General features: G+C 50.5%; 5 protein-coding genes and 1 pseudogene. 2 read left to right on the top strand and 4 right to left on the bottom strand.

Annotated features, from left to right (window positions below; all coding sequences use genetic code 11):
- Positions 1 to 61 precede the first annotated feature (61 nt).
- A complete protein-coding gene (locus tag AAC01S_RS07350) occupies positions 62 to 1,288 on the top strand; it encodes an MFS transporter (RefSeq protein ID WP_067621029.1) in 1,227 nt (408 codons plus the stop codon).
- An 85-nt stretch (positions 1,289 to 1,373) separates the two neighbouring features.
- Here the strand turns inward: AAC01S_RS07350 and AAC01S_RS07355 are convergent, their stop codons facing one another.
- From AAC01S_RS07355 to AAC01S_RS07365, 3 genes are all read right to left on the bottom strand, one after another.
- A complete protein-coding gene (locus tag AAC01S_RS07355; protein ID WP_067621030.1) occupies positions 1,374 to 2,147 on the bottom strand; it encodes a glycerophosphodiester phosphodiesterase in 774 nt (257 codons plus the stop codon).
- A 213-nt stretch (positions 2,148 to 2,360) separates the two neighbouring features.
- Positions 2,361 to 3,074, bottom strand: coding sequence for a class II glutamine amidotransferase (locus AAC01S_RS07360; protein ID WP_067621031.1), 714 nt, complete (start codon positions 3,072 to 3,074; stop codon positions 2,361 to 2,363).
- 52 nt (positions 3,075 to 3,126) lie between these two features.
- Complete coding sequence (locus AAC01S_RS07365; RefSeq protein WP_067621032.1) at positions 3,127 to 4,710, bottom strand: APC family permease; 1,584 nt, start codon at positions 4,708 to 4,710, stop codon at positions 3,127 to 3,129.
- Positions 4,711 to 5,704: 994 nt separating this feature from the next.
- Between AAC01S_RS07365 and AAC01S_RS20360 the strand changes: the two are divergent.
- Positions 5,705 to 6,076, top strand: a pseudogene (locus AAC01S_RS20360) (transposase); the annotation flags it as partial.
- A gap of 53 nt (positions 6,077 to 6,129) precedes the next feature.
- Here the strand turns inward: AAC01S_RS20360 and AAC01S_RS07380 are convergent.
- A complete protein-coding gene (locus AAC01S_RS07380) occupies positions 6,130 to 6,531 on the bottom strand; it encodes a hypothetical protein (RefSeq protein ID WP_067621037.1) in 402 nt (133 codons plus the stop codon).
- Positions 6,532 to 6,699: the final 168 nt, after the last annotated feature.

The raw sequence follows: 6,699 nt of genomic DNA on the forward strand, positions 1-6,699 counted from the left end.
ACCGTGCGGATCGAGCGCTTCAACGGGTGAACTTCCATGCAAGGTGGGTGACCGATTCACGATGACTGACAAGGTTGAACGCGACAATTTTGTACGAGTCATTACTGTTCTTGGGCTATGTTCCATCCTAATTCTTATGCTCGTGTATCTTCCAATCCCTTTCATACCGATGTGGCAAAGCGAGTTCCACGTGACGATGAATATGGCGGATTGGACCAGCAGCGCCTATGGTTTCGCGTATGCGATTGGAAACGTATTTTGGGGAACGCTTTCCGACAGGGTCAGGAGGGTGAGGATCCTCTATCTCGGATTGTTCATGCTTGCGGTGACGACGGGGCTTGTTGCCGTCAGCCCGTCGCTTGCGCTCTTGATTGTCTTCAGGGTGCTTGAAGGCGCGGTTGCGGCGTCCTTTCCTGCCGTCGCGATCGCGTACATCGGCGACGTCCTCGCACCGAGATACCGCGCCATCGCAACATCGGTCGTCAGCTGCGGGTTCCTTCTCGCCAGCATAGGCGGGCAAATTTACGGCAGCTTGATGTCGGCAAGCTGGGGATGGCACGCGGCGTTTCTGTGGCTGGCCGGCGCGTACGCGTTGCTCGGTGCTGGCGTTGCCTTCCTTCTTCCGAAAGGCACCCGCCCGTCCACGCAAACATCCATCGCTTCAACGTACATTCGTACATTCCGGCTCTTCAGGCATATTCCACTGACGCTTGCCTGGGTGGCCACTGTACCCGTACTGCTTAGTTTCATCGGGATGTATTCAGGCTTGGACGATTTATTGTCAACGAGTTATAGAAGTGATACGAGCCAACTAATTGAAGTCCAACTTCTAGGCGCCCCGGGGATTGTGTTGTCGCTCGTCGCGGGCTATGTCATCCGGCACTACGGCGGCAAAAGGGTATTCATGGGCGGCCTGTTGGTTGCCTGCTTGGGCCTTGTCATGGAAGCGGCGTCCCATTCGCTTGGTCTTCTTACGTTCTCAAGCGTCGTCTTTGTGTTTGGCCTGTCTTCGGCCGTACCCGGAATCATTACACTCGTTGGACAGCTCGGGCATGAGGCGCGAGGAAGCGCCACGGCCGTCTACGCTTTCTTCACGTTCATTGGAGCCAGTTTGGGTCCTCTGTTGGAAACATCCGTGGTTGCTTCCTCTGGCGTTCGCGCCTTTTTTCTCGTGCTTTCCGGAATTTTGCTTTTGAATGTGTTGTTGACGGGACTCAGTATCCGATACCCATCGTCGAACAGGGTGGAGATCGTGAACACCCAGGCGCAGGAAAAGCGAGAAGCTTAGGTCGAAGGTGTGCAGTAGGGCGTGATCACTTCAGCGATCACGCCCCAACAAAGGCAGCTTGGGTGTCGATCCGAGAGCGCAGGTGTCAGACCCCGCCTGCGCTGCGCTCAGCTAGCCACTGATCTCGAACCAAGTGCGCGACGTCCGGAACGTTGGTGATGATGACATCCGCGCCGAGATCGAGGAATTTTCGAATGAGATCCGGATCATCCACCGTCCATACACAGCATGTTGCCCCCGCCGAATGGCAGGCAGCGATGGTTTCGCCGTCAGTCCAGTCGTGGCGAAGATTGACCCAATGCCCGGCGTGCGCCCGAAACACTTCGTGCGGCTTCGCCACCGGCGGACCGTAGAGGAAACCGAGTCTGGCGGCGGGCAGCACCTTCGTCAAAGCCGACAAGCAGTCGTGGTGAAACGAAGAAAAGAGAATTTGATCGCGCACATTCGGAAACTGGTCCACACAACGAACCACGGCGTTGACCAAGGGAACGACGTGATCGTCGAACACTTTCAATTCCAAGTTGATGAGCACGTCTGGATGTTCGGCACTCGTCCAAGCCAGGACGTCTGACAACGCGGGCACGGGGCAAGCAGGTACCCCCTGCTCCTTCCAAAGGCAAGCGGCGTTTAACTTTCCCAGCTCCGCCGCGGAGAAGGACCGAACGGGGCCTGCACCGTCCGTGGTGCGATCCACCGTCTCATCGTGCATGATCACCGGCACGCCGTCATCAGAAAGTTGCACGTCGAGTTCGAGACCGTCAATGGGCAGCGTCAATGCCTGTTGAAACGCCAACATGGTGTTCTCCGGATAGCGTTTCGACCATCCTCTGTGAGCAAGAATTACTGGAACTTCATTCATTGAGTGATCATCTCGTTATACTGTTGGATTTTGTGTAGGCGACTCCCGCGTCGCAGAGAGACGCTCTGAAAGATGCTTCCGTCGATTGAACCGAACTCGTTCAGGGTACATAGTTCATGTTAAGGGATGGTGAAAACAGCGTAAAATTTCGACGGATGTGTGTGAAATTTTTCGTAATTCCTGCACAAGGGGGAGCGCCGCCCGAACGGCGCATTAGTTGGATAAGACAGGACTGACGGACAACGCCTTGTTGATCTCCACAGCCTCCGTAATGGTCGAAACGCTCGTCATCCACGGAAACATCCTGAATAGTGAGCCATCTGGGCTATGCAGTTCTGTCACAATGCCTGTCCAACCGTTTCCCTCGAATTGATGAAGCGGGTTTTTCTTGGTGTTTCTGCCCAGTGCAACTGCGCTGCCGTCCGCATTCAGAATCACCACATTGGCTTCGCCGCTGCCCATCGAGTCGTCGACAGCCTTGGTCAAAGCCTCAACCGGCGGTAAAGTTTCGAGGTATTTTCGATACAGCAAAAACCCTACCTCACTGTCGGATTCGCCTTGGAATTCACCGGAAAAGGTTTCACGATACGCCTTATGGTTTTCCAAATACCCATTGTGAGCGAACGCAAATTTGCCCGGCTCAAGATAGGGCTGTGAATTACGAACTTGAAGCGTACTCAAAAATGACGGTCGTCTTAAATGGAACAACACAGCCATCGCCTGCTCTTTGGCGAGCCTCATCTGGTGTTCGTATTCTGTTTCAAGCCTTCCTGCTGAGCGAAAATGCCTCAGTTCCGCCGCCGGTGTAACCCAAGCGACCCCCCAGCCAAATCCGGCTATACCATAGTGTTCAATCTGACTTGCGATAGGCAAAACATCAGCCAAATAGAACGCATTGCTCGCTCTAACGTACAAAATTTCACACATTGGGCTCTCTCCACTCTCTATGCAGTTTTGCGAATGCCAGGGCATTGAAAGTTTATGATTCGCCCCACTCTAATTGCTCGAAATGCCTTGTTTTCTTCATATACCAAACGCCGCTGCCAACCCCGACGTAAAAAATCGCGAGTGATACCAGTGCAACGAGTATCGACGCATAGGGTTCCGGGATCCAGCCTGTACCGCCAAATGTCTTGCCGCCGATGCTGGATAAGAACAAGACCACTGCAAGATAGACTACGATCCAAAGTCCGCCGCGCAATTCCACGTTCTCTTCTTTGTTGAAGAAATAGGTCACGACATAAATTGCGAGACAGATAAGCAGGATAATCCCTGTCTTCCACAGTGTTCCCCAGCCGCTCCAGTAGATGATAAGCGTGGCCACGACAAAGGCGAGCGGCGCGATGACATTCATGCCTTTAATGGTATTGCCCCTGGACAATCCCATCTTACGGAACACGATGGCGGATACGGAACCGGCACAGAACGTGTACACTGCGAGTGCGCCCGTTAAAGAAATGATACCGTACCAGCTCTTCAGCGGGATCAAAAACAACAAACCGACGACAAAGTTTAAAAAGAGTCCTCTTGTCGGAACGCCGTATTTCGGGTTGATGTGCGCGAAAAATCTGGGGAGCAGACGATTTTTAGCCAACGCGTACACATTTCTAGAATTCGCGGCTGTGTACGCAAAACTGGAGCCAGACGGCGAGATGGCGGCGTCTGCCATGAGCATCCAATACAGCCACATGAGGTTTACCGACATGGCGATATCCACAAACGGCGAGTTGAAATTGACACCAGCCCAACCGTGTGTGAGGTCACTGTTTGGTGTTGCGCCAATGAATACGATTTCAAGCAAGATGTAAAGCACAATGGCGACGATCAACGTTGTAATAAGCGCCAATGGCACGTTTCTTCTGGGGTTTTTTGCTTCACCCGAAAGATCGACAGCATTGCGGAAACCTGTGTACGCAAAAACGATGCCTGCCGTGGCAATCGCACTAAGCCCTGCTCCCCAGCCTTTTGGTGCGAATCCGCCAAGTTTGGGATCGGTAAAATGGCTCGCATGAAAACCGTGTACCAATAGGGCGACGACCGTGACGGTTGGCACAATGAACTTGATCGCCGTAATGAAGGTATTGACTCGAGCGAATAATTGAACACCAAAGTAGTTTACACATACGAAGATAAGCATGAGCACAATCGCCGCCCCAATGCCGGAAGCCGTCAAGTTTCCGGAGGTGGCGTTGTACAATCCGCTCAGTGCGTGAAATTGACTCAAATATTGAACGACACCCGACGCTTCCGTCGGCGGGTTTGCAACATAACCAAGCCATAATGCCAGTCCGATAATCGATGCCACAAGAGAACCGTTGGAATACTTCGGATAGCGCACGAGCCCGCCTGACTCCGGCTTGACCATGCCCAGTTCCGCGAATACAATACCGACCAGCATCATCGCGATTCCTCCGACGATCCAACCCACTATGGATTCGGGTCCTGCGAGTTGGGCCGCCTTCCAAGCACCGAACAGCCATCCTGAGCCAATCACGCTGCTTAACGCAGCAGCGGTAAGTGACCAGAAGCCAAGTCCTTTGCGAAGATTGTTATCTTCGTTCATCCTTGAACCTCCTCGAACTTCAGATATCCCTCAAATACACGTATTTGATATTGTAAAACCATATTACAAGAATCATTAGATTTCAATAAAGGTAAGTAAAGGGAAGTGCCGGAACGGCATCATCACGGAATTTTCGATCGAAATGCTTCGAGCGGCGGAAGGGCGTTTTGAGAGAAGTGCGCTTTTTGCCACTTGTTGAGTCTTACAGTGTTCACCCTAACATGCGAACAAAACTTAGTTTGCTGAAAACAAATGCGAACCCTCTTTCATCGGCGAATCAATGAGCTTGTTCAGTTAGTCTAAATACGAATTGTTAGAAATCTTAAAATTCCCTTGAGAAACGTGAAATTGAACCAATGCGTTCACACGCAAGACGTACGTTTTCGCATCTGACCGTTGTTGATCCGAGAACGCCTTGGGATGTTCAAAAATGTGAGCCGCGTATTCTAATGCGTTGGCTGTCGGGGCGCCTTGATTCAGAGAGTCCTCTTTGAACAACTTGTTCCAGACTTTCAGCCGCTGTTGCAACAGGAACCACCGCATCGGACGTACCGTATCGACCTATGTCGTAAGATGCCATGTTCATTTCCGCCACGACTACATTCCATAGCTCCTGCCGCCTGACAGATTCATGGTGACGCTCAAGTGAGTACAGTGTTCCAAACACGACGGCAATGACGAAAAGGACGGAAGCTATCGTGGCGCTAATCCTAGTTCCGTTCACCGGATCACCTCCGAAAATCATAGACAAAAGGCGCCTCGAAAACATGGCACCAAACACCGAATTACCTTACCACTATCTTCATCGGTTGCGATGGAATATTGTAATCCAAGAAAGTCACATTATAAGTTCCTGCTGATGGAATCGAGGTTGTATATGAAAATTGTCCGTCCGTGTTCGTCACCGCAACCCTTCCATCTCCTACGGTGAGCATTGTAACCGCCAAAATGTACAAGGGAGCAATGCGCGCTGACTATCTCGTTGACACGGGACACGTGTCACTACAAGCCCATTTATAAAGCGAGTCCGGAAAACGCTACCTTAGCAGAACTGGACAAGTCTGAAGGGACCTGGGAAGCAAATAGCACGTGTTACTCGGTCCTGGCGCACAAACTGGGATGAACTCGTAACCTCCGGGAATGCGTCGGATTTATACAACCAATCTGATTGAAAGCTACCATAGACAACTTCGTAGGTACGATGACGAAAGGAAAGAGCGTCTTCGCAACGGACGAATTCCTGACGAAAATGCTCTACTTGGCAACCATGGAGGGTACAAAGAAGCAGACGAGCGAGAACTGGGGTGAGATTCTCGGTCAGTTAACGATATGCTTTCCGGAGTGGGTTGAACCCTGCATCCGCTGAATTTGTTTATCGAGTTTACATAAAATTATTGATAAACCTTCGCGATGCAAAATTCATTCATTAACGACGTGGATGTGATGTTGTTGTGCCCATCCCAGAATCGCTCTCTTGATACTATCCCTATCCTCCCAAAGATGCATACGAGCTTGATCTCCTGTAGTAGTAACAATAGTAAACTTTCTTTGAGACAATTTAATCTCCTCAATGTCATGTATATCGTAAAATTTGGACGAAAATTGAATACCATCACTCAAGAAACGTATCTCTTGCCATATCGCGTGCATAACGAAAAATATGATTACCGATGACGCACACCCGACAATCAATCCACCGATAAACGTATGATGGTGCATAAGCGGAATCGCTGTTGCTGCAATCAATACCGGAAACACGAGAATATTCGTATATCTACCGTATGCCGCATGAATAACAATTCGTTGCGACGACTCATTCAATTGAGACTCCTCCTCGGATAAAACGAAACATGTCTCGTATATTTCCCGTACATTATCTCGATGTCAAAACGGAATTATATGATAATGGTCGGGCAATAATATCTTTATAATTTAACACAATGTATCGGCGCGGATCCGCAATACTTATGAATACTCAACCGAGTTTAA

It is taken from the genome of Alicyclobacillus acidiphilus NBRC 100859 (genome assembly GCF_001544355.1).
Lineage (GTDB): Bacteria > Bacillota > Bacilli > Alicyclobacillales > Alicyclobacillaceae > Alicyclobacillus > Alicyclobacillus acidiphilus.